Here is a 25,967-nt window from a genome sequence, read left to right on the forward strand (position 1 = left end):
TACAAACTCAATACCATGCGTACCATCAGGAAAATTCACCAGGCCGAGTACCGGCCCATCGCCGATCTGATCACGTATTCGCCGTTGCCATCGCGGCAGTTGCAGCAGATCGACCCGTTTCTGTTTCTGAACCACCACGGCTATCAGGAATACCGCCCGAACAACCACGGCCTGCCGTTTGGCCCGCACCCGCACCGGGGTATGGAGACCGTCACGTTCATTGTTGAAGGTGATATCATGCACAAGGATTCGCAGGGCTACAAAAGCGTGATCAGCGAGGGCGGTGTGCAGTGGATGACCGCCGGCCGTGGCCTGATTCACGCCGAGGTATCGTCTGATGAGTTCAAAAAGGAGGGAGGCCCGCTGGAAATCCTGCAACTGTGGGTGAACCTGCCCGCCCGCCTGAAAATGACTGATCCCGCTTATTCGGGACTGCAAAAAGACGACATTCCTGCCATTGCCGTAAATGATAAGGTGACAGTCAACCTCGTATCAGGTACGTGGGATGGACAGACCGGCGCGTTCAACACATTGTCTGACGTGTTTCTGAGCACCATTGCCCTCAAAGCGGGCGGCGCTGTGTCGTTGCCCGTTGCTGAGAACCGCAATATCCTCTTCTACCTTATCCGGGGTGGTCTGACCGTCAACGGACAAGCCGTGAAGCAGCGTGAACTGGCCGAGTTTAACCACGACGGCAATTCACTCGATGTTACGGCCACTACTGATTCGCTGCTTCTGTTTGGTCATGCCCTGCCGTTCAATGAGCCCGTCGTAGCGCGCGGACCGTTCGTAATGAACACAGATCAGCAAATAATGGATGCGTATCAGGATTATCAGGCCGGTAAATTTGGTGTCTGGAGTGAATGATTTTTTGTCATCCCTCATTCTTCGGAATGACGAAACCCACCTCAAAAAAACAAGTAAAACAAAACCCTTATGCAACGTACCCAATCATTACTCATTGCAGCAGCCCTGATGGGTTGCACGGTTGCCTCATTTGGCCAGTCGGCTGGTAAGAAACCGATCTCTCAGCCGCTTGTATCGCACATCTACACGGCTGATCCGTCGGCCCATATCTTTAACGGGAAGATCTACATCTACCCTTCGCACGACATCGATGCGGCCATAAAAGAAGATGACGAAGGGGGGCACTTCGCCATGAAGGATTACCACATTCTGTCGATGGATAAAATTGGTGGCAAGGTCACCGACAATGGTGTGGCGCTGGATATCAAAGATATTCCGTGGGCTGGACGGCAGCTTTGGGCACCCGATGCAACCTATAAAAACGGGACGTACTACTTGTACTTCCCGGTGAAAGACAAAGGAGATATTTTCCGGATCGGTGTAGCCACGAGCAAGAAGCCGACCGGGCCATTCAAGCCTGAGCCAGCGCCGATCAAAGGCAGCTATAGCATCGACCCAACTGTTTTTCAGGATACCGACGGCAAATCGTACCTGTATTTCGGCGGCATCTGGGGTGGTCAGCTTCAGCGCTGGACCGGCAATAAATACGATGCGAAAGGGGCCTTGAAAAAGCCCGATGAACTGGCTTATCAACCCCGCGTTGCCCGCCTAAGCGCCGATATGAAGGAATTCGCCGAGCCTGTGCGTGAACTGCAGGTTGTTGACGCTAACGGAAAGCCATTCCACGAAAAAGACAATGACAAGCGCTTTTTTGAGGCCGCATGGATTCACAAATACAACGGAAAGTACTATTTCTCGTATTCGACTGGCGACACCCACAACATCTGCTACGCCATCGGCGATAACCCATACGGTCCGTTCAAGTATCAGGGCGTAGTGTTGAAACCCGTTCAGGGCTGGACCAACCATCACTCCATTGTGCAAATCGGTCCTAAATGGTACATCTTTTACCATGATGTACAACTCTCAGGCAAAACGCACCTGCGCAACGTGAAAGTGACCGAGCTGACTTATAACGCCGACGGCACGATCAAAACGATTGAAGCGTATAAGTAATAAGATGTCGGATTTGGGATGTCGGATTTGGGATTTGCTCCGCTAGGTTCGGAACTGTATCAAGCGGAGCAAATCCCAAATCCGACGTCCCAAATCCCAAATCCGGCTATGAAAAACAAACTGACATTCCGCTGCTTCGCCCTGTTGCTGGCTGGTTCTATTGGTGTAGCGCCCGCGCAGTCGCAGAAGGGGTTGAAAGACTATTACGCCAACTACTTCCCGATTGGTGTGGCCGTGAACCCGCGGATGGTGCAGCCCGGCCCGGATGCCGATCTGATCAAGGCCCAGTTCAGTAGCCTGACGCCCGAAAACGCCATGAAAATGGGGCCGATCCACCCGGAAGAAAAACGCTACTTCTGGAAAGACGCTGATGCCATTGTCGACTTTGCCCAGCAAAACAAACTGCTGGTTCGTGGCCATACGCTGTGTTGGCATAACCAGACGCCACGCTGGTTCTTCACCGATTCGACCGGTAAGCAGGTAACCCGCGAGGTACTGCTGGCCCGGATGAAGCAGCACATCACCGACGTCGTTGGGCGCTACAAAGGCAAAATCTACGCCTGGGATGTTGTAAATGAAGCCGTGCCTGACACCAGTAATGCCATCTACCGGAAATCGAAATTCTACGAGATCATCGGCGAAGATTACATCGCAAAAGCCTTTGAATACGCCCACGCCGCCGACCCGTCGGCGCAGCTGTTCTACAACGATTACAATACCGAAAGCGCCTCGAAACGGGACAAGATCTACCAGTTGGTAAAGAGGCTGAAAGACAAAGGCGTGCCCATCAACGGCGTTGGTTTGCAGGGCCACTGGTCGATCTACGAACCCACGAAACAGGAAATGGAAGAGTCGATCAATCGCTTCGCCAGTCTGGGCCTGAAGGTGCAGATCACCGAAATGGATATGTCGGTTTACCCGAAAGAGCACGAACGTCGTGAGCGGCGAGATACTGACCGCAGCGAGTTTACCTCGGCGATGAACGATAAGCAGGCCGCTCAGTACAAGATGTTGTTCGAGGTGTTCCGCAAGCACAAAGATCAGCTCACCGGCGTCACCTTCTGGAACCTCTCCGACAAGTACTCGTGGCTCGATTCATTCCCTGTGCCCAACCGCAAAGATTTCCCGCTGTTATTCGATCAGAACTACCAACCCAAAAAGGCATTTGCTGAGGTTGTGAAGTTCTAAGAAAAGCCAAACCTATAAGGTCTTTAGAGACCTTATAGGTTTTAATAAGCCATAACGTACCTGACAGGGTTATAAGAGCAAACAAAAGGAAGCATGATACTACTGGCAGGAGCAACGGGCGATTTAGGTGGACGAATCGTGAAAGCGTTATTGGCTAAAGGGGCTGACGTGCGGGCGGTTGTTCGGACGAGTAGCGATCCTGATAAAGTAAAGGCGCTGGAGCAACTGGGCGTGACCGTATTTAGGGTCGATATGAACAACTTGGCCGAGGTTACCACCGCTTGTAAAGGAGTTTCCTGCGTTGTTTCGGTCTTAGCTGGCTTCCGCGATACGATCATCGGCACCCAAAACGTACTGCTCGATGCGGCCGTGGCGGCGGGTGTACCGCGCTTTATTCCTTCCGATTATTCGTTAGACTTTACCCGCTTTTCCGACGGCGAAAACCGCAACCTCGACCTTCGTCGCGACTTTCATACGTACCTGGCCAAAGCGCCAATCAAGGCCACAACCATCTTCAACGGTGCCTTTGCCGAATTGATCACCGGAGCGATGCCGCTCATTCTGTTCAAGCCCAAACTGGTGCTGTACTGGGGCGATGCTGACCACCGGATGGGCTTTACCACGATGGATAACACCGCCGAGTTTACTGCCAACGCCGCCCTCGACTCAACTACGCCGCGCTATCTCTATATCGCTGGCGATCAGATCAGTCCCCGGCAAATTAAAGACGTGGTGAGCAACCTGACTGGTGATAAATACCGGCTTTTCCGGGCTGGTAGTCCAATCGTGCTGAGTGGTCTAATCAAAGTTGCCCAAACGGTAGCCCCCGGCGAAGGCGAACTCTATCCCGCCTGGCAGGGCATGCAGTACATGCGCAACATGATCGATAAACGCGCCCGGCTCGATGGACTCGATAACGACCGGTATCCATCGATCCGCTGGACAACGATCAAAGACGTGCTAACGGCGCATCAGAAAAATTTGTAAATAACAGGCGCTAATGGCTGGCCTGGCACCGTTCTGCAAATTGTGGCGAAACGTATGATGGTGAAATGGATGACCCTGTTAATGTTGGTGATCGTTCTGACGTCGTGCCAGCGGGCAAAAGATAAAGGGCGTGAAATGCTTGAGGCGTCTATTGCAAAGGCTAAAAAGAAAGGCAGCGCGGCCTTGCAATCGGGGGCCGAAGCAGTAGCTGGCAAATTGACCACAACCCAAACGTTTAGTTTCCAGGCTTGTTTCGGGAAACGGGACAGCCTGCATATCCAGGAAATAGATGGTCTGCTGATTGACATACCCCCCGGCTTCTACCAACGCTTTCTGACCTATAAAGCGGATCAGGACACGCTGCTGAAGTTCATCGAAACCTTACCAACACAACGACTCAGTATCTCCGATAAGTCATATGTCAAAACTGACTCGTCTGAGATGAACAAACACCTGGTGTATATTGAAGCCAAATTTCCAGCCGTTAGAAATAAACTGGACTTCTTTTATAAGGTCAGACAAGGTAATAGGCTGGCTTATTATCGGTGTAACCGATTTCCGTTCAGTCATCTTCTGGCGTTTGATAAAGCGACGGAGACGGTCTATCATTTCTCTGAAGAGTACCGGGATTGACCGGAAAAGGCGCAATCGAAAACGCTACCATGACCCACATCTTAGAAACAGACCGGCTGGTGCTTCGTCGATTGGCAACAAGCGACGCGCCGTTTATTGTTGAACTTGTCAACAGTCCCGGTTGGCTGAAAAACATTGGCGACAGACAGATCAGAACAGTGGCACAGGCAGAGACGTACCTGCTGAACGGGCCGCTGGCCAGCTATGAAGCCAACGGGTTTGGTTTGTATCTGATCGAACGGAAAGTTGATCAGACGCCTATCGGTATGTGCGGTATCATCAAACGCGATACGCTGGAAACTCCCGATATTGGGTTTGCCCTCTTGCCCGATTATGCCGGAAAAGGCTACGCCTTCGAGATCGCCGAGGCAACAATAGATTATGCGACACACACGCTGAACATACCCGTTATCTCCGGAATCGTATTGCCGGCCAATGAGCCATCCATAAAGCTGTTGAAGAAGATTGGGCTGACTTTCAGGCAAATGATTCAGGCGCCGACTACAAATGAAGAACTGATGCTGTTCGATAATCAACGGGTTTAGCCACGATGAAATAAGCTGGCGCCTGTGCTTTCAGGAGTATTACCTCCCAACGCTACCAGCTTATGGCAATCGAAGAAGGAACGAAAGAGAACCCGTAGCGGCTAAAAACGCCCCCGCAATCAGCTGACTACACCATGCACCGCGATGCGAAAGACGGCAAAGACGTGCTGGTATGCACCGTTGGGAAAACGGTATTACTTTATGAGTATCAATGCCTGGCTGACTTGCACACCATGTTGAAACAGCACGGCGATTGGATGGAACTCGGTAGCGCCGATGAGCAGAAGCCCGCCAAAGAAGGCACCGTAGAGGCTTGGGGACGGTCTGAAAGTAATCCGGTTGGGGGGTGGTATGGCCTGAAAAAGGGCCTCCGTGGCCGGTTTGGTATGTATGTGCCGCCGCTCATGGAGAAACTGGGGCTTGCTAAACTAACCCACAACCCCAAAGGCAACAAAATGCGCGCTCTGTAATGAGCGCGTTCGCTAACCCGCTTATACAGAACCGCCGTGAAACCGCTGCGGATTTTATTTTGCCCGTTTGTCAAGATTTTGGCGGTCTGTTAGAGAAAGGCAGGTAGTTTTCGAATACACAAATAAATCCTGGCACAGACCATGACCTCACACGAGATTGATTACAAAATCATTGGTGAAGACATTCAGGTGGTTGAGATTGAACTCGACCCCAACGAAACCGTGATTGCCGAAGCGGGCAGCATGCTTTTCATGGAAGACGGCATCGTTTTCGAAACCAAAATGGGCGATGGCTCACAACCCGATCAGGGATTCATGGGCAAGTTATTGCAGGCAGGTACCCGCCTCATCACGGGCGAATCACTGTTTATGACTCACTTCACCAACCGGGGAACTGGCAAGCGAAAAGTGGCCTTTGCAGCGCCTTATCCCGGCACGGTAATGCCGATCAATCTGGGCAGCATTTACCAGAATACGTTGATTGTGCAGAAAGACGGTTTCCTCTGCGCAGCATTGGGAACGCGGCTGGGTATTCACTTCAATCAGCGGTTTGGCACCGGCCTGTTTGGAGGCGAAGGGTTCATTCTCGCCAAAGTGATGGGCGACGGAATGGCCTTTGTACATGCGGGCGGCGTAGTGATGGAAAAGCAGTTGAACAACGAAACCCTGCGGGTGGATACCGGTTGTGTGGTGGCGTTTGAGCCGCAGATCAATTTCAGCATCGAGCGGGCTGGCGGGCTGCGCAGCATGGTATTTGGCGGTGAGGGCTTGTTCCTGGCCACGCTGCGTGGTACCGGCCGCGTCTGGATCCAGTCGATGCCGATCTCGAAACTGGTGCAACGCCTGTCGCCGGCGGGTGGTCAGGCCAATAAGGAAGCAGGCTCTGTGCTGGGTCAGTTAGGCAACCTGTTTGAATAAGTTCATAAGCCGGTGTGTTATCGTCTGCCAGCGCGCCGGCCTGAACTTTCGGGCCATTCCCTCCGTTTTTAAGAGCATATCGATACATTGTAATGGAAGTTATTTGCACGAACGACAATTTTCCGGCCCCGGTACTGGCCTTTTACGCTGAGTTTGGCGTGAAAACGCCGAAGCGTGATACACTGTACACCATTCGGCAGGTAAAACAACATACAACTGGCGACACCGGCGTGCTACTGGCCGAAATTCAGAACCCCGACGTACCTGTTAAACACCCGGTACTGGGCGAGATCTGGTTTGAGCCGACATTCAATATCAACCGGTTTGCCACGCTGATGGGGCAGCCTGTTCGGGAAGAAGAACTGGCCGATGTGAATGTGTAAACAGGAAATGCATAGCGTTTCATAAGTACCAGGCCGGGTCGTCGATCCGGCTTTTTTGTGCGTTTACCAGAGCCATCATGCTGCGCCCCGACGTACATGGCGTGATGGCTTTGAAGCCGTTATAAGGAAAAATACGTAAGCAAACAGATAGCTGCTCTATAGACTTATATAGCGAAAGTTGTACCTTTGATCGTCTAAATGGAAAATGGTTTCTTGAAATAAGGCTATTTTGTGTGGCTTTCGGTACACTGTTTGTTGCATGGTTATCAGGTTAAATTTACCTGCTTAAAGACGCACGTATGATCGCTACTGCCTGTATAATCGGGGCGGGTTCGTCTGGTATTTCGGCGGCTAAAGTGCTGCACCAGCATGGCATTGCTTTCGACTGTTTCGAGAAAGGGTCGGCTATTGGTGGAAACTGGCGGTACGGTAATGATAATGGTATGTCGTCGGCTTATAAATCACTGCATATCAATACAAACCGGAACGTGATGGCCTATAGCGATTTCCCGATGCCAGCCGATTATCCCATGTTCCCGCATCACAGCCAGATCATCCGCTATTTTGAGGAATATGTACGGCATTTCGGCGTGGCCGATAAAATTACATTCAACACGTCAGTAGAGGACGTCAGCCGCAGCGAGTCGGGCTCCTACCAGATACGTACCAGCGACGGACGTACCCGAACTTACCAGCACGTTATTGTCTCGAATGGCCATCACTGGCATCCGCGCTACCCTGCCCCGGCTTTTCCAGGTACGTTCACCGGCGAGGTCATTCATTCTCACGATTACAAGACGCCCGAGCAGATACGGGGTAAAAACCTGCTGATCGTCGGTATTGGCAACTCGGCAGTTGATATTGCTTGCGAAGCGGCTCGCCAATACAGCGGCAACCGCGTGGTGATTTCAACGCGGAGCGGCGCTTATATCATTCCGAACTGGTTGATGAGCGTGCCCTTCGACTCGCTGGCCAATTCCTTTACCGCCAATCTACCACTGGCCATCCAGCGTCTGTTACTCCGTGTATCGTTGCAATTGGCGCGGGGGCGGCAGCAGGATTATGGCGTACCTGTACCAGATCGTCCGCTGCTCAGCGAGCACCCAACCATTTCACAGGATCTTCTGAACCTGGCTGGCCGGGGCCTGATCAGGTTTAAACCCAACATTCAGACCTTCGATGGAAGCGACGTGACCTTTACCGATGGTACCAGCGACTCGTTCGATATGATCGTGTATGCCACGGGCTATTCCGTGTCGTTCCCGTTCTTCAAATCGGGTTTTATCAACGTGGAAGCCAACAACGATCTGCAGTTGTACCGGCGGGTGGTGCATCCCGATTTTCCGGGGCTATACTTTCAGGGGCTGGTACAACCGCTGGGGGCAATCATGCCGCTGGCCGAAGCACAGGCCAATTGGATTGCCGGCTTGATTGCCGGTGCGTGCAGGCTACCCGATCGCGCCACCATGCTAAGGTCGATCCGGCAAGAGGCTCGCCGGAACAGTCGGCGGTATAAACCATCGGCCCGGCATACGCTTCAGGTAGATTTTCACCCGTATAAACGAAGTATTGAAAAGGAACTTCGGACATATGTCTATAGACCATAGCGAACTTTTTTGGCCTGATAACTGATAGTGTAAGGAAATACCGTTCTGAAAATTTTGACTGATATAGAGTTGGTTACTAACTTGGCAGTTTGTAAGTAAGTCTATAAATTGGCTCGCTTTTACCTAACCGCGATGAACCGCCATTACTACCGTAACTAAATGATCTCAAAAAAAGCAAAGTATGCCATCAAGGCATTGAAAGTGCTCACCGAAGAATTCGGCAAAGGGCCAGTTTTGATTTCTTACATTTCGGCTCGCGAGAACATTCCGAAAAAATTTCTGGAAGCAATTCTCCTCGAACTTCGTAACCACGGCATTCTGCAAAGCCAGAAAGGGAAAGGTGGCGGCTACCTGCTTCGTATTGATCCGGCCCGGGTTAACCTGGCTCAGGTTCTTCGTGTTATTGACGGTCCTATCGCGCCAACCCCTTGTGTATCACACAATTTCTATGTGAAATGTGATGATTGCGAAGACGAAGTGACCTGTGCCCTGAAACCCATTATGGAGCGGGTACGTGACGCGAATCTGGGGGTATACGAAAACACAACGCTGTTGACGTTCCAAAACCTGGAATCGCTGGAAACGAAAGAAATTTCAATCGGTGCATCAACCAGCGCTGTCCCTGATGCTGGGTTGATGTCTGCCTAAATAAAGAGAGGCGTATGCGCAACTAATACTCCTTTTTGCTAAAAAGTAAAGCCCCGTCAGCCCTTGTCGGGGCTTTACTTTTTAGCAAAAAGGAGTCGTGTAGCTCGTGCTTTATATAAATGGCGTTGATCGATAGATTAAATCAACAACTGTAATTGTCTTGCACGATTATTGATCGGAGACCGCATGAATGTCAACGGTAAACGTAAACTCAATTATGCTGGATCGTGTAAAAAACTGATTGACTTAAGTGAAAATTATTGCCGTTTTGCTGATGCCCGTTCTGGCGGACATCAGCCATCATGCCGTCACCAAGGCGTATGCCTGCCAATGTGGATATCAGGAGAACGGGCCCACCTATCCTATCTCCTATGTGCCGACAGGGAGCGGGTGCTGTCCAGGGAACGCCAGTAATGGCCTTGGTTTCATTGGCCGTATGGGTAATGATGAGCCGCAGCAGGGGTACATAGATGGCGAATAGGCGCAAAGCCTGTGCTGTGGCAGGTCGGCAACAGGCCCAGAAAACGCTTTTGGATTGACTGGTTTATTGGTTAGCTGGTTGACTAGAATTTGCCTAATACTCTAGTCAACCAGCTAACTAATAAACCAGTCAACCAATTAACCAGTCAACTAATCAACGATCCCTACTGGCTGATGTTCGGCGCGGAGAAGGTCGTTTACGGTTTTTACGGGGTTAAACGTAATGAGCGGTACCTCAACGAACAGCGTGTTCCAGTCGGCCATGGCGCCGTTCCAAAGGCCGGGCAGTTCCTGCGCTTTCAGGTCTTTGCCGTCTTTCGATTTAGCCGTGATGAAACCCGTCAGCGGGTCGCGGAAATCGGGCAGGTTGTATTTCTGACCAGCCCGGTTTTTAAGGCTGCACACCAGATCAACGGGGTTGAAGTGGGTGGCCTGTTCGAACAGGTTTTTTTGTTCGGCATCGTCCATATCAACCTGCGCCGACTCGACCACCTGTAGTGATAGTGACCCATCGGCGTTCTTGGCCCAGAAAGGCCCGCCCCCTGGTTCGCCAACGTTCTTAACCATGCCACACGCCCGGATGGGCCGGTCGAGTTTCTGCCGGTAGTATGCCAGTTTTTCGGATGTACTGAGGCTGGCGAAATCGGCGGGCGGGGTAACGCACAGGGTCGTTTGCAGAAACGCATCGGCTTCGGCCAGATACCCTTCACTGACCTCGTCGGCGTCGAGTAGTTCCTGAAGGCGGAAGAGTTGCTTTTGAGCGTCGAGTAATACCGTAGCCAGCACTTTTTTGTAGGTAACGGTCGTTTCCTTCAGCTCGTCGGGCACAACGTTATCAATGTTCTTGATGAATACCAGATCGGCGTCGATGTCGTTAAGGTTTTCGATCAGCGCGCCGTGACCTGCCGGGCGGAACAGCAGCGTACCGTCACCATTGCGGAAGGGGGTGTTGTCGAGGTTTACTGAAATGGTATCCGTCGATTTTTTCTGTTCCGAAAATGTTACCTCAAACTCAACGCCGAGCCACGATTCGTAGTCGGCCAGTTCGTGTTTGATCAGGTCTTCGAAACGGCTTCGGTGTTCGGGCGATACCGTGAAGTGGAGACGTACCCGGCCGTCGCTGTTGGCATAGGCAGCCCCTTCTACGAGGTGCTCTTCGACCGGGGTACGTGGCCCATCGGCATAATTATGGAATTTCAGTAGTCCTTTAGGCAGGCTGCCGTACTCAAGTCCTTTGTCGGTAAGCAGGTACGTTAGTACTGTTTTGCGGTCATTGTCGGCCACGGCCTTGTCGAGATCGAGCCCATCGCGACTCATGGCGGCTTTCAGGTCGTCGTAAAAAGCAAAGTCGGACAACTGGGCAAAAAAGCCGTCGGTAGCTTTGTCTGATTTGCCTTCCAGCGCTGCAAACAGCGACTTGAACATCCGGGTGGCGGCTCCAGAGGCAGGTACAAATTTCATTAGCGCCAGATCGGGGGCCTGCTCGTCGAACTGCCGGATGTAGCGTGTCAGTTGTTCTTCGGGAACGCGGATAATGCCGTCGCCGACGGTGGCCGCCCGGATTACATGCAGAAAAGGAAATCCGTCGATAAAATGCTGAATCTGCTGGTCGACCGTTTGGGTGGAAGTGCCCTGGGCAGCAATCTGGTCGAGATCGGTTGAGGTAAACATGCGGAACGTAAGAGTTTTAGGTGAGCAAATTGCCCCTTTCAACTAAGTATCGCAAGAGTAATTCCGAAAAGGTTGTGTTTCTAATTGTACGGTAAGGCAATTCAACCGGGCTCGCCGGCGGGGCTTGTGCCCAAACGGGTGATCACCTTGTCGGCATAGCCAAAGGAAGCCAAGAGATTGTTCGGAAAAGGGGCTTTCCTCGTTTAGCGTTTTTTGCCAAATCAGCGCTTCCGGGAAGTAATAGTCGGCGTAACTCAGCGGACGGTGCTTGTGCGGGCCGCTACCCGCACCCGCTTTGCGCTTTTCGCGAAAGGGCGGCAAACAGGGTAATACTGACTATTGCGCTGTTTGCTGCCGTAGCGTTTCCGTTAGTTATCATCGGGCAGCAACGCGATGTTACTTTAGGTGCGTTTTACGGATTGGCCTGCTCCGGGGCAGGTCGGCAGGCAAGGCATAAACCAATCAACACCGTTAGGACGGGTCATACTCAGGCTGTATTACAATAAACTCGCCACAATGTTGATGCTCAGGGCAACAATTAGCGTATTGAACCCGAATGATAACAGGCTGTGAGTCAGGATCAGGCCCCGAAACTGTTCGTTTGTTGGGCCAACGTCGGCTACCTGGCTGGTCATTCCGATACCAAACGCAACGTAGGCAAAATCAGTGTAGCTGGGTTCTTTTGTGTCTGAGAAATTCAGGCCATCAGCCGGTTCACCCTTATAGTATAAATGGGCATACCGTAATGTGAATAGCGTGTGGAGCAGAGTCCAGGAACTAACAACGGTCAGTACAGACAGGATAACGTAAGCCCGTAGATGAACAGGGTCCATTTCCTTAACGGTATTGAGCAGGAAAATGACGGCAAACAGGCTGGCGATAGCGGCAAATACGGCAAAGAGCAAAATCAACAACCGGCTCGAATCCTGAAGTTTATAGGTCTGTCGGGTTTCGTGCGGCTCCAGATATGCCATTGTGATCCAGGCCAGCACATTCACGGTGAGCGCATAGCTGACGTACATGATCAGTATCTGAGTGGGCCACACCACAAACGGGCGACTACACAGGTACGATAGAAAAGCGATGCCTAACCCAATGGCAAGGCGGTGGTGGGCATCTAAACGGGCAATCTGCTTAAGCATACTGTAGGGGGCTACTTCATCGTTGAGTAGCTTTGCTGGAAATGTAGTTAGCCGGTCCGACTAAAGGTAGCGGTCGCGTTGAAATAATAGCTTATGAAACGTTTTTGCCTGATTGTGGGGCTGATGGTCCTGTTTTTTTCCTGCGAGCAGGACCCTAACGTGGTGTATAAGGAAAATGCCGATATCGAAAACGGGAAGTGGTTTGTGAAAAACACGCCTTCGTTCCGATTCACGATCACCGACGCCAGCATTCCCTACGATCTGTATTACACCCTGCGCCACAACCTCACCTACCCGTACTACAACCTGTACCTGACACGCTACCTCACCGATGAGCGGGGGCATGAGATCGAATCCCGGCTGGATGAGTTGATCCTGATGGACCCCAAAACGGGTGAGCCTCGCGGCAAAGGGCTTGGCGATCTGTACGACAACAAGGTGCTGATGAAACGAGCCTATCGATTTGCCAAGCCAGGTACGTACGTGATGCGCATTAAGCAGTATATGCGGCAAGATCCCCTGCCCGATGTCGTTAGTGTGGGCATCAGCGTCGAGAAAAGCGGGCAGTAAGCATACATAAATTACCGCGGGCAACTGACTGATGCCCTTGTTCAGCGGCTATCCATCATCCTGATTCCTTTCTATGGAAAACCTGATTCCCCTTTTTCCGCTTAGCCTGGTCGTATATCCGGGCGAAGATTTAAACCTGCACATTTTTGAGCCGCGCTACCGTCAGTTGGTCAGCGAGTGTATCGAAGAAGAAAAGACCTTTGGTATTCCGGCTTTTATCGACAATAAATTACCCGGCTACGGCACCGAAGTGCACGTGACGACCATGCACAAACGGTACGACGATGGGCGAATGGACGTGAAAACCAAGGGGTTGCGTATCTTCAAACTGGTCGATTTCGTAAACCCGGTGCCCGATAAGTTATATGCTGGTGGTCGGGTAGAACTGCTGGAACCAGAAGACGTAACGGCTTCAGGTACGTTCCTGATACCGCTCTTGGACCGGCTGGGGCGATTATACGATCTGATGCAGATCGAGACCGATTACGACCCGGCCAAATCGCCGCTGTTCTCTTACCGGATTGCCCACAAGGTTGGCCTTTCTATTGAACAGGAATATGAACTGCTGACGATAAAGACAGAAGCCGAACGTCAGCAATTCCTGATCCGCCACCTCGATAAGGTTATTCCCGTGGTGGCCGATATGGAGCGCACCAAAGAACGAATCAGAATGAACGGGCATTTCAAAAATCTGGACCCGTTAACGTTTTAGGCACTGGATGTTGGGTTCCGGACCTTTGACGTGAGATTGGGACAGTCAACGTCCGGTATCCGACATCCGGGAACTAGTCTTTCTCTTCTACCTTGCCCATTTTTTTGGCCCGTTTGGGCAGTTGATCGGCTAGTTCCTGCAAATTTTTGATTGGTGGTCGGGGCTTCTCGGCCTCTCCGATCAGAAATCCGTAGGGCTTCAGGTCTTCGATCGAATCGAAAAGTACCTTTAGAATGGCCGTCAGCGGCAGGGCCAGAATCAGGCCGGGCAATCCCCAGAGCGATTCCCAGAGCAACAGTGCCACAATGGCCGCCAGCGGGTTAATACTTACCTTCGACCCCACGATGTAAGGCGTGATAAAGTTCCCTTCCAGCGCCTGCACGAACAAGAAGACGCCGATGACACCCAGTGCTTTCAGCGGATTATCCTGCGTAACAAGCGTATAGGCGGCGGGCAGCAGTGACCCCAGCGAAATACCGAAGTAGGGAATGAGCACCAGACTGGCGCCGAAAAAGCCAAAGAATACAGCATAGTCTACCCCAAGAATCATCAGGCCAACGGTCATTAACGTACCCGTAACCAGAATCACCAGCACGAGTCCGGCCAGATAGTCTTTAACCACATCGTAGATTTTAGCCAGGACCGTATCAACCTTCGTGCGACGGGTATGGCCAAATACCTTGTAGAAGAACGACCGGAAGAAGTCGCGGTAGAGCAGGAAGAAGAAAACAAATAACAGCACAATAAACACGTCGGTCAGGGTGCTGGTTGTAGCCAGAAGGGTAGTGGTAAGCAGGGTGCCGCCCGTTTCCAGCGCCGTACTCATGTATTTGCGCGCTTCGGTCAGTTGCCGTTTCTTGTCGATGTTGAAGTGCTCATCAGCGTAGAGTTGCAGGTTGTTGAGCACAATGTTTGCTTTCTTAACCAGTTGGGGGAGAACCTCGGCAAAGCTGCTGATTTGCGTTGTAACGGCATACAGGATGCCTACGATGACAGCCAGCATCAGAACAAGGCAAATCAGAACGGCCGGGATACGGGGAATACGCCATTTCTCCAGGCGTGAACAGAGGGGAAAGAGCAAGACGGAGAACAAGATGGCAAATACCAGCGGAATCAGTATTTCCTTAAGTTCGTAAAAAGCGTAGACCAGAATCACCATCGACGTAAGCGTTGCCGCTAAACGAACTGGAAATGATTGCTGTACTTCGGTAGCACGATTTGTCATAGGTAGTGTTAAGCGAACGTATTAATCAGTAGGTAGTCTGGTTTCGTGTAAGAATAAATCACTATTCGGGGTAGTGGTAACTGTTTTACTGCATAACTAAAATAATGCTTCACTGGCTCATTAACGTATTAATCGGTATAAAGGTCGGACTCTGCTCATGTACGCCTGAAGTTCATCGGCTTGGTGTGCGCCGGGTGCGTTCAGATTACCGCATTGAGCGGCTTGGCGCTGCCCCCGCCTATCGGCTACCGGCGGTTGTCAACGAAAGCTCGGGCCTGGCACGGCGCACGACCACCAGCGTCTGGACCCACAACGATGGTGGCGGGCGCCCTACACTTTACGCCATCTCAACCACAAAAGCAGGTACGTCAACGCTGCCGGGTACGTTGCTGGACTCGTTGCCGTTGCCCCAACTCAGGAACGTTGACTGGGAGGATCTGGCACGGCAGGATTCATCCCGGCAAGGAGATGCGCGGCTGTTTATCGGCGATCTGGGCAACAACTTTAACAACCGCCGTGACCTGGCCATCTATATCGTTGATCCAAAGCGGGTAACATCGCCGGAAACCATACGGCTGCGCTACGCCGACCAAACGGAGTTTCCAGCCCGGAAACGCAACTTCGATTGTGAGGCCGTCTTCTTCCGGAGCGATAGCCTTTTCCTGCTATCAAAAAATCGGTCGGGGCATATCGTGCGGCTATATGGCCTGCCGGCCCAGGCTGGCGATTATGTGCTGAACCCGCTGGATTCCGTGTTTATTAAGTCGATGGTGACAGGAGCTACGTTAAGCCCGGATGCGAAAACGCTGGCGATCCTGACGTACGGGAAGGTGCTGTTCTTCGACCTGACCAGTCCCGTCAGCACTCGCCTGAACCGCCCCGCAGCTTGCCTTCGCCTACCGCGTGGCCAGGCCGAGGGTATTGTATTCATGGCTGATAATGAACTGCTTATTACAAACGAGCGTGGGCGAATGTACCGGGTCACGAGGCGATAGAAAACGGAGCGTTTCGGGGTATGGGCTACGTTATCTTTGTGTTAACAGTTTGATATTGGGCATAACTTGCTGACAATGCCCGTTAACTTTCGGCCAAAGAAGTTAGTTGCCAACCATGAGTACAGAAAAAGCCCATCGCATACTGGTTGTTGATGATGATCCAGACATCGTTGAGTTGCTGGAATACAACCTCCAGAAAGAAGGCTACGAGGTACGTACTGCGCCCGACGGCCGTAAGGCTGTTGAGATCGCCCGGACGTTTCACCCCGAACTGGTCCTGCTCGATATTATGATGCCGCACCTCGACGGTATTGAAGCGGGCAGACAGTTGCGTGCCCTGCCCGACCTGCGGCAGACCTACATTCTTTACCTCACCGCCCGCTCGGAAGAGTATTCGGAAGTGGCCGCTTTTGATGTAGGGGCCGATGATTACATCACTAAACCCATTAAGCCCCGCGCGCTGATGAGCCGTATTAATGCGCTGTTCCGCCGTGAGGCCCAGAAAGCAGAGACCGGTGATCTGATCCAAATCGCTGACCTGACCATTAACCGGAAAAATTACTCCGTGAACCGGGGCGATCAGAGTATTATTCTGCCCAAGAAAGAGTTTGAACTCTTTTTCCACCTGGCCCAAACGCCCAATAAAGTATTCAGCCGCGAAGAATTGCTGCAAAAGATTTGGGGTGCCGATATTTACGTGCTCGAACGCACCGTCGACGTACACATTCGCAAACTCCGCGAAAAGATCGGCGAAGGCTATATCCGTACGCTAAAGGGCGTTGGGTATATGTTTGAGGTAGCATAAAAGGGAGGAAGGAAAAAAGGGGAATAGAGGGAGGAACGGAGGAAGGGGAGAACGGAGGAAAGGGAGCTTCGCTTAGTAGCGATTCTAACCTGGCGAAGCTCCCTTTCCTCCGTTCTCCCCTTCCTCCGTTCCTCCCTCTATTCCCTTTCCTCCCCCTCTCTCCATGTCGCTCTCCCCCCGGTTTATTGCCCTGATTCTGGCCTTGCTAATTGCCGGGTTAACCATAACGTTTCTGGCGTTTGTGCCGGGCACCAACGGCAACATGCTGTTTGTGGTGGGTACGTCGTCGTTTCTGCTGTCGTTCTTTCTGGTGCTCTACACCATCGATATTCTGGTGTATCGCGAGATCACCAAGCTCTACGACGCCATTCGGAAACTGAAGGTGCGCGACTTTTCTATTTCCCGGAAATCCATTCTGAAAACGGGCAATCCGTTCAAGAAGCTCAACGACGAGATCTTCGTTTATGTAGCCCGTAAGCAGAAAGAGATCGATGAGCTGAAGAAGATGGAACAGTTCCGCCGCGAATTCCTGGCCGACGTGTCGCACGAGTTGAAGACGCCCATCTTCGCCGCGCAGGGGTTTATTCACACGCTGATCGACGGGGCGGTCGATGATGAGTTTGTGCGCGACAAATTTCTGGCCAAAGCCGCCCGCTCCCTGGATGGCCTCGACGCGCTGGTGCAGGACCTGGTGGCCCTGTCGCAACTCGAAACCGGTGAACTGAAAATGCACTTCGACCGCCTCGACATCCGGCAGATCATCGACGAGATTTTTGAACAGCTGGAAAGTCTGGCCAATGCCCGGCAAACCACGCTAAAGATCAAGACAACGTACCTGGGCCCGGTTTGGGTAAAAGCTGACCGTCAGCGAATTACGCAGGTGATGACTAACCTTATTCAAAATGCTATCAAGTATGGTAATGAGAACGGAAAGGTGGTTGTGTCGCTGGAAGAAGACGGTAAAAAACACATCCAGGTTACCGTAAAAGATGATGGCCCCGGCATTCCGCCCGAACACCTGAGCCGCATTTTCGAGCGGTTCTACCGGGTTGAGAAAAGCCGGTCGAAAGAGCAGGGCGGTACGGGACTTGGCCTGGCCATCGTAAAGCATATCCTGAACGCCCACAAAACAAAGATTACCGTCACGAGCCGCCTCGAAAAAGGCACCGAATTTCGGTTCAAGCTGGATAAGGAGGGGTAAGTTGGTAGTCGATAGTTAATAGTCGTAAGTCGATAGTCGTGCGGCAAAAACACGACACGGATAATCAGCAACGCGACTATCGGCTACTGACTATTGACTATCGACTATCTTTGCCCCATGAAACTGAATTTCTCAGACCTCATCCTGTTTGAGGACGACGATTATATAGTCATCAACAAGCCGCCTTACGTGGCGGCGCTGGATGAACGTACCCCCGACCGGTCGGGGCAGAGCATCCTGCGCCTGGCCAAGGCGTACAGCGACGATGCGCAACTGGGGCACCGGCTTGATAAAGAAACATCGGGCGCACTGGCCATTGCCAAGAACCCCGAAGCCTACCGGCATCTGGCCATGCAGTTTGAGCACCGCGAAGTGGCCAAGCGATACCATGCCGTGACCAATGGCGTGCACAATTTCGAGGACATCTCGGTGTACCTTCCCATCGCCCCCAGCCGCGACGGTACCTACGTGAAGATTGACCGGGAAAAGGGTAAGGTGGCCGAAACGATCTTCAACACCCTGCGCGCTTACCGGAATACGACCTTGGTGGAGTGCATGCCCATTACCGGCCGGATGCACCAGATTCGGGTGCACCTGCAATGCCTGAAGGCGCCCATCGTCAGTGATGCCACCTACGGCGGCAAACCGGTGTACCTCTCGCAGATCAAGCGCGATTTCAACCTGAAAATGGACACCGACGAGCAACCGCTCATTCAGCGCGTTGCCCTGCACGCCCATTCGCTGACCTTCAACCAGCTCAACGGCGAACCCCTCACCGTAGAGGCACCGTATCCCAAAGATTTCGGCGCGCTGGTGAAGCAACTGGAAAAGAATCTTTAATGCAATGATCAATTGTCGACCGACAACTGTTAATTGGTAACTGAAAAAATATGTTCATTCATTCTGTTTACTTCTGGCTTGCCAAGCCTGAATCTGACGACGACCGCGCTGCCCTGAAAGCTGGTCTGGAATCGTTGCGTAGCGTCGACGCCATTCATCATGTAGAGATCGGTGTGGCCGCCCCCACGCGTCGCCCCGTCATTGACCATACCTACGACTTTGCCCTGATGATGACCTTTACCGACGAAGCCGCGCACGACGTCTATCAGGTTCACCCGATTCACCTGGCGTTTGTAGAACATTGCAAGCACCTCTGGTCACGGGTTCAGATCTATGACGTAGCAACAAAATAAGTTTACTGGTTTCTGTTTACCGTTTTCTGTTGTGCTGCTAAACCAAAGTTAGGTACGTTAGCAGCGCAACAGAAAACAGTAGACAGAAAACGGTAAACAGAAAATTTATGACCGCACACGATACTGCCTCTACGTATTACAGTGCTTTCAACGCGAAAGACTGGTCGAAAATGCTCTCGCTTCTGAGCGAGGACATCCGGCACGACAGTAATCAGGGCGACACCCGGATTGGTAAAGATGCCTTCACGAAGTTCCTCCAGCATATGGACGATTGCTACGACGAAACGCTCACCGACATGGTGATCATGACCGAGCCAACCGGCACGCGCGTAGCCTGCGAATTCATCGTCAATGGAACCTACAAGAAAACCGACGGCGACCTGCCCGAAGCCAAAAACCAGACGTATGTGCTCCCCGCCGGGTCATTCCTGGAAGTAGCCAACGGTCAGATTACGCGGGTGACAACCTACTACAACCTGCCCCTCTGGGAATCACTGGTACTTGGCCACTAGTCGGCCAGTTTAAGATCAACACATTGATAAGCAGCGCTTTTGTTCTCCAACGCCGGGAGGGATGACAAAAGCGCTGCCTGGTTTACGATAGTCAACAAATGCAACGGGTCAGGCTTTAATCCGCACGGTTCGCCGTTGCGGCATTAGTTCTCCTATGACACATCGGCACTATATCGGTTCGGATATTCGATCTGCATTCGACGGATTGGCGCAGTTACGGATTGCCGTTTTTCGGGAGTTTCCGTACCTGTATGAAGGTTCCGATGCGTATGAGAAGATGTACCTCGAAACGTACGCCAATGCCGAACGGGCCATGCTGTTTGCCGTCTATGATGGCGAACGCATGGTTGGCGGCACCACCTGCCTGCCCCTCCACGATGAGACCGACGAGGTTCAGGCTCCGTTCATTCGGGAAGGCTACGACCTCGATACGGTCTTTTATTTCGGCGAAAGCCTGTTATTACCTCAGTACCGGGGCCTCGGGCTAGGTCACCGCTTTTTCGATGAGCGGGAAGCTCACGTCCGCTCGTTCGGAACGTACCTGACCACGACTTTCTGCGCCGTACAACGCCCTGCCGATCACCCGCTTCGCCCGGTTAACTATCGCCCGCTTGATGCGTTCTGGCAACAGCGCGGCTACCACCTTGACCCGGCGCTGCAAACTACATTCAGCTGGCCCGACCTTGGCGAGACAACCGATTCTGCGAAAGTGATGCAATTCTGGACGAGGTAACTTCACTTCCGTTCAAAAATCACGTACCCGTTCTCTTCTTTAACCACCCGCAGATTCGGGTTGGCGCGGTAGTCGTTGGCGCTGGTGATTTTGGTGATCAGGTACGTTGGCTTGTCAACGGGGCCGTTGAGCAGGTACGTTTCCTGCTTGGTGAGCGGGTTCACCGGGGGCTGTTTACGGAAATAGAATAGCTGGGCGTAGCTTTTGTAGCCGATTGGCTCGGCATAAACATGCTGCCCCTGTTTCGATTCGTAGAAACGCACAACCGTTCCCTGTACGTACTCTTCGATCTTCGGCACAACGATGCTCAGGTATAGCCACAGGCAGCCGGCTGTTGCCATAAACAAGGCCCAAACGGAGCCTGGCAGGTCGTTGCCAGGCGAAAATCGTCTGCGTTGTGCAACGCCTGATAGTTGCAAAATGGCCGTTAGTAGTACCGCCAGGTACGTTGCGCCGATAACCCACTCCCAACCGCCCCAGTTAACGTTTGCCTGTAAGTTTGCTACGGCAAACGGGTCTTTGATGTAGGGGATCAGCGTGGTTTTGAACTGCCCAACCACCGGCAACAGCGTCAGCAACGTACCCAGCAACCCGCCAATAACCAGCAGCCCAACTGTCAGCCAGCGCGGCCAGGCGGCGCGACCCGTCAGCAGGTCGTGTAAGTGGCGGGCGGCCAGATAAGAAACGGGGAACCAGGCCATGCTGGAGTAGTGCACGATCTTGGTTTTTACGATGGAAAACAGGATCATGACTACCCAGAACAGCACGACCATCCACAGCCGGAAATCGCGCGGATCGCGGGCGGCCACCAGGTACCGGATGGCGAAGATGGAGAGGGGAAAACAGCCAACCAGTACTACTACAAAATGGTAGTAGAACGGCTGACCGTGGCCCGCATCGGGCGTACTGAATAGACGGATCTGGTAGGTAATGAACTCTTCCAAAAACCACGGCCCGTTGCGGATGATCTCCAGCCCGAACCAGAGCGACGCCACGCCCAGCGCCACGGCTACGGCCAACAAGGCATGAGACAAACGCAGAAGCGGCCGGAACCGGGCAATGGCCCAGACGATAGCAAAGGTCAGGCCGGCCAGCAACGCGCCGACGGGGCCTTTCGTCAGCACGGCCAGCCCTACAAACAGGCCAGCCACAGCAGCCGATTGCCAGGCTCCCACTTTCCCGTATTTCTGAACGGCTTCATACACGTAGCAGACGCCCAGGAAGATGAACAGGTTAAAGGTGGGGTCGATGATGCCGGTTTTGAAATATAAATGCGGCGTGAGCGCGCCCAGGTAGCCCAGCGCCCAGAGCATACCAAACTGCGGGCCGTGCAGGCGTTTTCCAACGAAAAAGAACGTTAGGAGTGTAACAATGCCGATGAGTGCGTTGGGTAGGCGGGCAGCGTATTCACCCACGCCGAGCCAGTTCATCGCCGTGGCCTGAAGCCAGAAGAACAGCGGTGGTTTTTCCCAGAACGGCTCGAAGTTGATCTGTACGCGGCTGAAGTTTCCCGTCACCAGCATCTCCCTCGCCGATTCGGCGAAGTTGATCTCGTCCCAGTCGAAGAGATGCACCCGCCCCAGAAAGGGGAGAAAGAAAAAGGCACCAAGGGCCAGAATAATGATCGGGTAATAACGCGGAGCAGGCATAGGCTTTACCTCACCCCCAACCCCTCTCCTTAAAACGAGGAGAGGGGAGCCGTACTAGAGTAGCTTCGCTGTATCGCGTAGCTGCGCAAAAGCGACTCCCCTCCCCTTGGTTAAGGGGAGGGGCCGGGGGTGGGGTATTTACGATTCTTTCAGTACAAAAATATCTTTTGTATTCCGGCCAAGGCCATCGTAGTCAAGGCCGTAGCCAACAACGAATTTATTATCTATTTCGAAGCCAACGTATGCCAGATCGACCGGGGTTTTCAGGGCGGCAGGCTTAAAGAGGAGGGTGGCAATAGCGATAGAAGCTGGTTCTTTCTCAGCCAGTTGCCGGCAAACGTGCGCAATGGTTGTGCCGGTATCGACGATGTCTTCCACCACAATCAGGTCGCGCCCGGTGATGGCTTCGGTTAGCCCAAGAATTTCCTTCACGGTACCCGTCGAGGCCGTTTGTTCGTACGAAGCCACCCGGATAAACGTAATCTCGCAGTCGATGGTCAGGTTCTTGAGCAGATCGGCGGTGAACAGGACAGCGCCATTCAGAACACCTACGATCAGTGGACAACGACCGGCATAATCGTGGTTAATCTGGTTGGCCAGTTCGGCAATGCGGGCCTGAAGAGGTTCACGGCCAATAAATGGCACAAACGTTTTGTCGAGTACAGTCAGCATCGGCCAAAGGTACGGCAGAAAATGAACGTCTGTTAAACGGATATGAGCGTACATACGTTGTATAGGCGACCATCCACGGTGACTATCCCCTGTGGTTCTGTCAGATACCAGTTATACTATGTTGTTCCGCATTCAGTTACTCTTTGTTTCGCTTTTGCTGCTGGCTGCCTCGTCTGCCCGGGCACAGCTGTACTCATCCGCCGATTTTGATAAGAAATACGATGGGCTGTTGCATCATCCCGGCGTGCAGATTGAATCGGCCGAGGCGATCAATAACATGTACAATTACAAGTTTGCGCTGGCCGACAAGGAGTTTCGCTGGCTGCGGCTCCGGTACCCAAGCCACCCTATGCCGTACTTTCTGATGGGCATGGCCGAGTGGTGGAAGATCGTGCCCAATACCGACGTGGAAGACTACGATAACCGCTGTCTGGCCCTGATGGACACCACGATTACGCTGTCGGAAGAACTGTATGACAAGAGCGAGAATAAGAGTGAGCCCGCGTTCTTTCTGGCGGCGGCCTACTCGTTCAAAGCCCGTATTTACTCTGAGCGGAAGAAGTGGACGAAGGCAACGTTTGCCGGGAAAAATGCGCTGAAATACTTCGAGCAGTGTAAAGGCAAAGGCGATCTGATGCCCGAACTGATGTTTGGCGATGGCCTGTATAACTACTACGCCAAATGGATTCCGGAAAACTACGCGCTGCTAAAGCCGATCTTGATGTTCTTCCCGAAGGGAAACAAAGAGCAGGGAATCAAAGAATTGGAAAAAACAGCCAATAATGCGTTCTACACGCGGGTCGAGGCCCGGTATTTTCTGTTGCAGATCTATAGCATGGAAAACCAGTACGACAAGGCCTACGATATGTCGAAGTTCATGACGGAGCAATACCCGGATAACCCGTTCTTCGAACGCTACTATGCCCGGTCGGCTTTCGTGAAGGGCCGGTTGAACGAGGCCGAAAGCATCTCGAAAGATATTCTGTCTAAAATCGCCGCCGGTAAAGATGGTTACGAGGGGGTGAGCGGCCGAACGGCGGCTTACATCCTGGCGTACATTAATCAGAATTTCTACCGGAATACGGCCGAGGCCAAGAAATATTACCAGCAATCGATTGACTTTGCGCTGGCCACCAACTCGAAGAATGCGGGCTACTACTGGTCATCATTGCTGGGGCTGGGGCGCATTGCCGATGCCGAGAAAAACTACGATCAGGCGCGGGCCTACTATACCGAAGTGATGGACAACGCCGACCATAAATCGGCGCAATACCTGGAAGCCAAGAAGGCCGTAAAAGAAGGTAAACAGTCGCGCCGTGAAGAGCGCCGCAAGCGCCGGGAATAGAAGAAACGTCAGTAGATTCGCATCGTTATGCCACATTACTGACGTTTCAATATGAAAAATCTCCGTATTAATGGCCGGGTCTGGCTCGAAACGACGTCGGAAGGCGAAACGGAACGATTTTTAGGCATCGGTCGGATGGAACTACTGGGCCATATTCAGCAGACAGGGTCTATCAACAAGGCCGCCAAAGCCATGAGCATGTCGTATAAACGGGCGTGGGAACTGGTGCAGTCTATGAATAAGCTGGCCGATGTACCGCTGGTCGTTACGCAAACCGGTGGCTCAACAGGCGGTGGCGCTGTTGTTACGGCCGAAGGTGAAAAATACCTCGCCCAGTATCAGGCACTCCAGGTACGTTTCCACCAGTTTCTGGCAGATGAACTAGCCCGGTTTTCGGAGGCGTAGGTACGTCGTTGGGGTAGTTGCGCTGGTTTTCTTCGCGCCGCCCGGACGCAGGACCGCCTCAACTCCGCTTAGAGCGACAAGCCCACTTTCACCGGCAAAATTTACGCCTTTACCGCTATTGTTGCCCTTGCTATGGGCACCATCGTACCTTGGTCATTTCATGAACGCGCATGAGCCGGAGTGCCTACCTTGTCCTGATTCACCTGCTGAGTTGTCTGGCTTTTCTGGCCTTACCCTATGTCTTTGCGCAGGATGGGTTTGCCAAGCTGGCCGAATTGCCTGTTAATCCCCACGAGCAGCGAAATCTGGCCTCGTATCTGCTCACCATCGCTTTCTTTTATACCAATTTTTACTGGTTGATTCCCCGGCTGTTTTTCAGCAAAAAGTACGTACTGTACGGCCTGTGTGTGCTGATCTGTTTCCTGTTTGTGCAGGGAACACTGACGGTCATCAACCAGCGGGCGAATCCGACGTTTAACGGCGTGCCGCCACAGCACGTACCTGATCATGGCCCGCCGCCGTATGCGCAGAACGGCCAGCCAGGGCTACCACCATCCATGCCGCCCGGTGGTTCATTTCGGGGTGGGCCGCCACAAAGCAGTTTGCCGGCTGAAATTAGCCAGACGTTTTTTCTGTTTCTGGTTGGCCTGCTGCTGTCACTGGCGATCCGGATTAACAGCCGCTGGCGCGAAACCGAGCAGCAGCGGCTCAGCACCGAACTGTCGTACCTGAAAGCGCAGATCAATCCGCATTTTCTGTTCAATACCCTCAACAGCATTTACTCGCTGGCCATCGAGCAATCGGCCGCTACGGCCGATGCCATTGTGCAGCTTTCCTCCTTTCTCAGGTACGTTATTGCCGAAGGCCGACAAGATAGCGTGGCCCTAAGCCACGAATTAGGCTACGTGGGACACTACATTGCGTTGCAGCGGCTACGGCTCGACGATACCGTTCCTGTTCAATACGATACAAAAGGGACTAGTCATGGTTTGCAGATTACACCGCTGGTACTGATCTCATTTATTGAAAATGCATTCAAATACGGGGCCAGTCCGCAGGAACCATCGCAGATCAGGGTTGAGATCAACGTGACGGGGAAGGATCTTCATCTGTTGGTTTTTAATCAGAAAGTGCGGGTGTCAGATGCTACGGCGGCCAGCAGTGGTATTGGCCTGACGAACACAAAAGCCCGTCTGCAATTGTTGTATCCGGGGCGGCACAAGCTGGAGATTCAGGACGAACCGGCTAGTTTTACGGTAAACCTCTACCTGACCCTGGCCTAAGCCGGGCGTCGG

28 protein-coding genes and 1 pseudogene are annotated in these 25,967 nt (G+C 52.6%); 24 read left to right on the forward strand and 5 right to left on the reverse strand.

Annotated features, from left to right (window positions below; translation table 11 throughout):
* Positions 1 to 15 precede the first annotated feature (15 nt).
* From J2I46_RS25470 to J2I46_RS25525, 12 genes and pseudogenes are all read left to right on the forward strand, one after another.
* Positions 16 to 867, forward strand: a complete 852-nt coding sequence (locus tag J2I46_RS25470) for a pirin family protein (RefSeq protein ID WP_207331908.1) — start codon at positions 16 to 18, stop codon at positions 865 to 867.
* Between the two features lie 69 nt (positions 868 to 936).
* A complete protein-coding gene (locus tag J2I46_RS25475; protein ID WP_207331909.1) occupies positions 937 to 1,983 on the forward strand; it encodes a glycoside hydrolase family 43 protein in 1,047 nt (348 codons plus the stop codon).
* A gap of 108 nt (positions 1,984 to 2,091) precedes the next feature.
* On the forward strand, positions 2,092 to 3,171 hold the full coding sequence (locus J2I46_RS25480; RefSeq protein WP_207331910.1) for an endo-1,4-beta-xylanase: 1,080 nt from the start codon (positions 2,092 to 2,094) through the stop codon (positions 3,169 to 3,171).
* A gap of 93 nt (positions 3,172 to 3,264) precedes the next feature.
* Positions 3,265 to 4,158 carry an NmrA family NAD(P)-binding protein gene (locus tag J2I46_RS25485; RefSeq protein WP_207331911.1) on the forward strand — a complete coding sequence of 298 codons (894 nt, stop codon included), beginning with the start codon at positions 3,265 to 3,267 and terminating at the stop codon, positions 4,156 to 4,158.
* A gap of 42 nt (positions 4,159 to 4,200) precedes the next feature.
* Positions 4,201 to 4,791, forward strand: coding sequence for a hypothetical protein (locus J2I46_RS25490; RefSeq protein WP_207331912.1), 591 nt, complete (start codon positions 4,201 to 4,203; stop codon positions 4,789 to 4,791).
* 29 nt (positions 4,792 to 4,820) lie between these two features.
* Positions 4,821 to 5,336, forward strand: a complete 516-nt coding sequence (locus J2I46_RS25495; RefSeq protein WP_229379947.1) for a GNAT family N-acetyltransferase — start codon at positions 4,821 to 4,823, stop codon at positions 5,334 to 5,336.
* A gap of 113 nt (positions 5,337 to 5,449) precedes the next feature.
* A pseudogene (locus J2I46_RS25500) lies at positions 5,450 to 5,806 on the forward strand (DUF6855 family protein); the annotation flags it as partial.
* A 141-nt stretch (positions 5,807 to 5,947) separates the two neighbouring features.
* On the forward strand, positions 5,948 to 6,724 hold the full coding sequence (locus J2I46_RS25505; RefSeq protein WP_207331913.1) for a TIGR00266 family protein: 777 nt from the start codon (positions 5,948 to 5,950) through the stop codon (positions 6,722 to 6,724).
* A 92-nt stretch (positions 6,725 to 6,816) separates the two neighbouring features.
* Complete coding sequence (locus J2I46_RS25510; protein WP_207331914.1) at positions 6,817 to 7,107, forward strand: hypothetical protein; 291 nt, start codon at positions 6,817 to 6,819, stop codon at positions 7,105 to 7,107.
* A 299-nt stretch (positions 7,108 to 7,406) separates the two neighbouring features.
* The gene (locus J2I46_RS25515; protein WP_207331915.1) at positions 7,407 to 8,714 is read left to right on the forward strand and encodes a flavin-containing monooxygenase; all 1,308 of its coding nucleotides are present in this window, start codon (positions 7,407 to 7,409) and stop codon (positions 8,712 to 8,714) included.
* Between the two features lie 159 nt (positions 8,715 to 8,873).
* Positions 8,874 to 9,362 carry an RrF2 family transcriptional regulator gene (locus tag J2I46_RS25520; protein WP_207331916.1) on the forward strand — a complete coding sequence of 163 codons (489 nt, stop codon included), beginning with the start codon at positions 8,874 to 8,876 and terminating at the stop codon, positions 9,360 to 9,362.
* A 274-nt stretch (positions 9,363 to 9,636) separates the two neighbouring features.
* On the forward strand, positions 9,637 to 9,843 hold the full coding sequence (locus J2I46_RS25525; protein ID WP_207331917.1) for a hypothetical protein: 207 nt from the start codon (positions 9,637 to 9,639) through the stop codon (positions 9,841 to 9,843).
* Between the two features lie 149 nt (positions 9,844 to 9,992).
* Here J2I46_RS25525 and J2I46_RS25530 read toward each other — a convergent pair whose 3' ends face one another.
* Together J2I46_RS25530 and J2I46_RS25535 are read right to left on the reverse strand one after the other, a co-directional pair.
* Positions 9,993 to 11,513, reverse strand: coding sequence for a DUF4301 family protein (locus tag J2I46_RS25530; protein ID WP_207331918.1), 1,521 nt, complete (start codon positions 11,511 to 11,513; stop codon positions 9,993 to 9,995).
* Positions 11,514 to 12,010: 497 nt separating this feature from the next.
* On the reverse strand, positions 12,011 to 12,655 hold the full coding sequence (locus J2I46_RS25535) for a DUF1345 domain-containing protein (RefSeq protein WP_207331919.1): 645 nt from the start codon (positions 12,653 to 12,655) through the stop codon (positions 12,011 to 12,013).
* Positions 12,656 to 12,748: 93 nt separating this feature from the next.
* On the opposite strand from J2I46_RS25535, the gene J2I46_RS25540 reads away from it, so the two are divergent.
* Positions 12,749 to 13,225 (forward strand): gliding motility lipoprotein GldH, encoded by a 477-nt coding sequence (locus J2I46_RS25540; RefSeq protein WP_207331920.1) that lies wholly within the window; start codon positions 12,749 to 12,751, stop codon positions 13,223 to 13,225.
* Between the two features lie 73 nt (positions 13,226 to 13,298).
* Complete coding sequence (locus J2I46_RS25545) at positions 13,299 to 13,937, forward strand: LON peptidase substrate-binding domain-containing protein (RefSeq protein WP_207331921.1); 639 nt, start codon at positions 13,299 to 13,301, stop codon at positions 13,935 to 13,937.
* 73 nt (positions 13,938 to 14,010) lie between these two features.
* Here the strand turns inward: J2I46_RS25545 and J2I46_RS25550 are convergent, their stop codons facing one another.
* On the reverse strand, positions 14,011 to 15,162 hold the full coding sequence (locus J2I46_RS25550) for an AI-2E family transporter (RefSeq protein ID WP_207331922.1): 1,152 nt from the start codon (positions 15,160 to 15,162) through the stop codon (positions 14,011 to 14,013).
* Positions 15,163 to 15,266: 104 nt separating this feature from the next.
* Here J2I46_RS25550 and J2I46_RS25555 point away from each other — a divergent pair, with 104 nt between their 5' ends.
* The 7 genes from J2I46_RS25555 to J2I46_RS25585 all read left to right on the forward strand — a co-directional run bounded on the left by J2I46_RS25555 (position 15,267) and on the right by J2I46_RS25585 (position 20,601).
* Complete coding sequence (locus tag J2I46_RS25555) at positions 15,267 to 16,157, forward strand: YjiK family protein (protein ID WP_207331923.1); 891 nt, start codon at positions 15,267 to 15,269, stop codon at positions 16,155 to 16,157.
* A 115-nt stretch (positions 16,158 to 16,272) separates the two neighbouring features.
* Positions 16,273 to 16,962, forward strand: a complete 690-nt coding sequence (locus J2I46_RS25560; RefSeq protein ID WP_207331924.1) for a response regulator transcription factor — start codon at positions 16,273 to 16,275, stop codon at positions 16,960 to 16,962.
* A gap of 163 nt (positions 16,963 to 17,125) precedes the next feature.
* On the forward strand, positions 17,126 to 18,163 hold the full coding sequence (locus J2I46_RS25565; protein ID WP_207331925.1) for a sensor histidine kinase: 1,038 nt from the start codon (positions 17,126 to 17,128) through the stop codon (positions 18,161 to 18,163).
* Positions 18,164 to 18,280: 117 nt separating this feature from the next.
* Entirely contained in the window at positions 18,281 to 19,003 is a 723-nt protein-coding gene (locus J2I46_RS25570) for an RluA family pseudouridine synthase (RefSeq protein WP_207331926.1), read from the forward strand.
* A 50-nt stretch (positions 19,004 to 19,053) separates the two neighbouring features.
* The gene (locus tag J2I46_RS25575; protein ID WP_207331927.1) at positions 19,054 to 19,356 is read left to right on the forward strand and encodes a Dabb family protein; all 303 of its coding nucleotides are present in this window, start codon (positions 19,054 to 19,056) and stop codon (positions 19,354 to 19,356) included.
* A 107-nt stretch (positions 19,357 to 19,463) separates the two neighbouring features.
* Positions 19,464 to 19,868: a ketosteroid isomerase-related protein gene (locus J2I46_RS25580; RefSeq protein WP_207331928.1), complete on the forward strand. Its 405-nt coding sequence runs from the start codon at positions 19,464 to 19,466 to the stop codon at positions 19,866 to 19,868.
* Between the two features lie 154 nt (positions 19,869 to 20,022).
* On the forward strand, positions 20,023 to 20,601 hold the full coding sequence (locus tag J2I46_RS25585; protein ID WP_207331929.1) for a GNAT family N-acetyltransferase: 579 nt from the start codon (positions 20,023 to 20,025) through the stop codon (positions 20,599 to 20,601).
* A gap of 2 nt (positions 20,602 to 20,603) precedes the next feature.
* Here the strand turns inward: J2I46_RS25585 and J2I46_RS25590 are convergent, their stop codons facing one another.
* Positions 20,604 to 22,250 carry an ArnT family glycosyltransferase gene (locus J2I46_RS25590; RefSeq protein WP_207331930.1) on the reverse strand — a complete coding sequence of 549 codons (1,647 nt, stop codon included), beginning with the start codon at positions 22,248 to 22,250 and terminating at the stop codon, positions 20,604 to 20,606.
* 138 nt (positions 22,251 to 22,388) lie between these two features.
* Positions 22,389 to 22,922, reverse strand: a complete 534-nt coding sequence (hpt, locus tag J2I46_RS25595) for a hypoxanthine phosphoribosyltransferase (protein ID WP_207331931.1) — start codon at positions 22,920 to 22,922, stop codon at positions 22,389 to 22,391.
* 118 nt (positions 22,923 to 23,040) lie between these two features.
* Here hpt and J2I46_RS25600 point away from each other — a divergent pair, with 118 nt between their 5' ends.
* The 3 genes from J2I46_RS25600 (at position 23,041) to J2I46_RS25610 (ending at position 25,955) form a co-directional block, all read left to right on the forward strand.
* Positions 23,041 to 24,267, forward strand: a complete 1,227-nt coding sequence (locus tag J2I46_RS25600) for a tetratricopeptide repeat protein (protein ID WP_207331932.1) — start codon at positions 23,041 to 23,043, stop codon at positions 24,265 to 24,267.
* Between the two features lie 51 nt (positions 24,268 to 24,318).
* Entirely contained in the window at positions 24,319 to 24,672 is a 354-nt protein-coding gene (locus tag J2I46_RS25605) for a winged helix-turn-helix domain-containing protein (RefSeq protein ID WP_207331933.1), read from the forward strand.
* A gap of 170 nt (positions 24,673 to 24,842) precedes the next feature.
* Complete coding sequence (locus J2I46_RS25610) at positions 24,843 to 25,955, forward strand: sensor histidine kinase (protein ID WP_207331934.1); 1,113 nt, start codon at positions 24,843 to 24,845, stop codon at positions 25,953 to 25,955.
* The last annotated feature ends 12 nt before the right edge of the window (positions 25,956 to 25,967 follow it).

It is taken from the genome of Fibrella forsythiae, from assembly GCF_017353175.1.
Taxonomy (GTDB): Bacteria; Bacteroidota; Bacteroidia; order Cytophagales; family Spirosomataceae; genus Fibrella; species Fibrella forsythiae.